General features: G+C 59.9%; 3 protein-coding genes. All 3 read left to right on the top strand.

The features are described 5' to 3' along the window. A partial coding sequence (locus tag ACRESD_RS17095) for an alpha/beta fold hydrolase (protein ID WP_431751998.1) occupies positions 1 to 889 on the top strand: 889 nt, incomplete at its 5' end. 233 nt (positions 890 to 1,122) lie between these two features. Further along, positions 1,123 to 1,614 (top strand): ribonuclease E activity regulator RraA, encoded by a 492-nt coding sequence (rraA, locus tag ACRESD_RS17090; RefSeq protein WP_145159137.1) that lies wholly within the window; start codon positions 1,123 to 1,125, stop codon positions 1,612 to 1,614. Between the two features lie 24 nt (positions 1,615 to 1,638). Then, the coding region (locus tag ACRESD_RS17085) for a CorA family divalent cation transporter (RefSeq protein ID WP_431751997.1) at positions 1,639 to 2,147 on the top strand (509 nt) is incomplete at its 3' end.

Here is a 2,147-nt window from a genome sequence, read left to right as displayed (position 1 = left end):
AGACGGCACCGTCGAGCTGGCCGTGACCCGTTTGGGGTTGGTCGATGTCCCGGAAAACCAGGGCACACCGATTATTTTGTTGCACGGCAGTTTTTCCAATCGGCGCTTCTGGTACTCACCCAAAGGTATTGGCCTGGGTGCCTATTTGGCGCGCCAGGGATTTGATGTGTGGATTCCGGAAATGCGCGGCCATGGTCTGTCCAAGCGCAACCACGGCTACGCCAAGAATCGGGTTGCCGATTACGCGCGCTATGACGTGCCGGCCATTGGTGCGTTCGTGCGTGAGCAAAGTGGGCAGATCCCCCACTGGATCGGGCATTCCTTGGGAGGCACGACGTTGGCGGCGGCCCTTGGCGGCCAGCACCTGGGGGCGCCTGCGGCCGCTTCGGTGGCGTTGTTTGGTTGTCAGGTCAGTCGCACGTATTGGCCGTTGAAAATCCCGGTGGTGGAGTGGGGTGGTCGTTTTATTTTGAAGCGCTTCGGCCAGTTGTCCGGCCCAAGGCTCAAGCGCGGGCCGGAAGACGAACCTGTAGGGGTCATGATCGAAAGCATGCGCTGGCACGGCCTGCTTGGCCGCTTTGGTGATGCCGAACGTGACTGGTGGAAAGGCTTGGCCGAGGTCGATGTACCGCTGCTGGCGGTGAGTGCCGCGGGTGATCAACAGGACCCGGACTGGGCGTGTCGCAAGCTGTTCGAGCAAGTCGGCTCCGAGCATCGCCAGTACCTGTGCCTGGGGCGTCAGCAAGGGTTTGCCAGCGATTTCGGGCACGTGGAGATGCTGGTCAGCAAGGCCGCACAGGCTGAGGTCTGGCCATTGGTGGCGCGCTGGTTGAAAGACCCGCTGACACCTTTATCCGGCACACAGTCCGAAGTGGCCGCAGCGGTTTGACGAAGCGCTCTACCAAGGGCGTTTCACTTGTGAGTGGTTGCGGCTAAGATATGACGCATTAAACGCTTCTGGTCATATTCAGTCGCGCAGCGGGTATTGCGTTGCGGTCAAGCGAGTCTGATCATGGCCGCCGCCAGCGGGACAGTCTGTAAAGAATGCCCGTCGCGACGCGTTTTTCTGATGTACACCGTGGGATGTTCGACCTCTTCTTCTTTGACGACAGGAGTTTCTCGATGAACCATTACGTGACCCCCGACCTGTGTGACGCCTATCCGGAGCTGGTGCAGGTGGTTGAGCCGATGTTCAGCAACTTCGGCGGGCGAGACTCCTTTGGTGGCGAAATCGTCACCATCAAATGCTTCGAAGACAACTCCCTGGTCAAGGAACAGGCGGACCAACCCGGCGCCGGCAAGGTGCTGGTGGTCGATGGCGGTGGCTCGCTGCGCCGTGCATTGCTGGGCGACATGATCGCCGAGAAAGCCGCGAAAAACGGTTGGGAAGGGTTGGTGATCTACGGTTGCATCCGTGATGTCGACGTCATTGCCCAGACCGACCTGGGTGTGCAGGCACTGGCGACCCATCCAATGAAGACCGACAAGCGTGGCATCGGTGACCTGAACGTGGTGGTGACCTTTGCCGGCGTGACATTCCGCCCGGGTGAGTACATCTACGCCGATAACAACGGTGTGATCGTGTCGCCCAGCCCGCTGAAAATGCCTGAATAAACCGCAGTAGCCATAGGGGTGAGGATGTTCGAGGAAGAAAACGCGCAATGGGGGTTGGTGCATGCCCTGGTGCTGGACGGTAAAGGCGGTGCGCGTTGGATTGCCCGGACTGAGCTCGACGACTTGCAACTGCAGCCCCAGGAGAGCCTGTGGCTGCATTGGGATCGCAGTCATCCCCAGACCCAGACCTGGTTGCGCAAATCCAGTGGCTTGAGCGAATTCGCCTGTGACCTGCTGCTGGAGGAAAATACCCGCCCGCGCCTGTTGCCGTTGCCGACCGCCGAATTGCTGCTGTTCTTGCGCGGGGTCAACCTCAATCCAGGTGCCGAGCCGGAAGATATGGTTTCGGTGCGTATTTTTGCGGCGGCCAACCGGGCCATCTCCCTGCGTCTGCGTCCGTTGCGTGCCACCGACGAGTTGTTGGTGCAGTTGGCTGAGGGCAACGGGCCGAAAACCGCCTCTGAGCTGATCCTTTATATGGCGCAGTACCTGACCCATAAAGTGCAGGATCTGGTCACTGACCTGTCTGAAGT

This window comes from Pseudomonas sp. (genome assembly GCF_050739995.1).
Lineage (GTDB): Bacteria > Pseudomonadota > Gammaproteobacteria > Pseudomonadales > Pseudomonadaceae > Aquipseudomonas.
Note: the sequence above shows the minus strand (reverse complement) of the source record. Positions and strands in the feature narration are given on the sequence as shown.

Coding starts and splice junctions, on each gene's coding strand:
- rraA (WP_145159137.1), top strand. CDS start 1,123: ATGAACCATTACGTGACCCCCGACCTGTGTGACGCCTATCCGGAGCTG.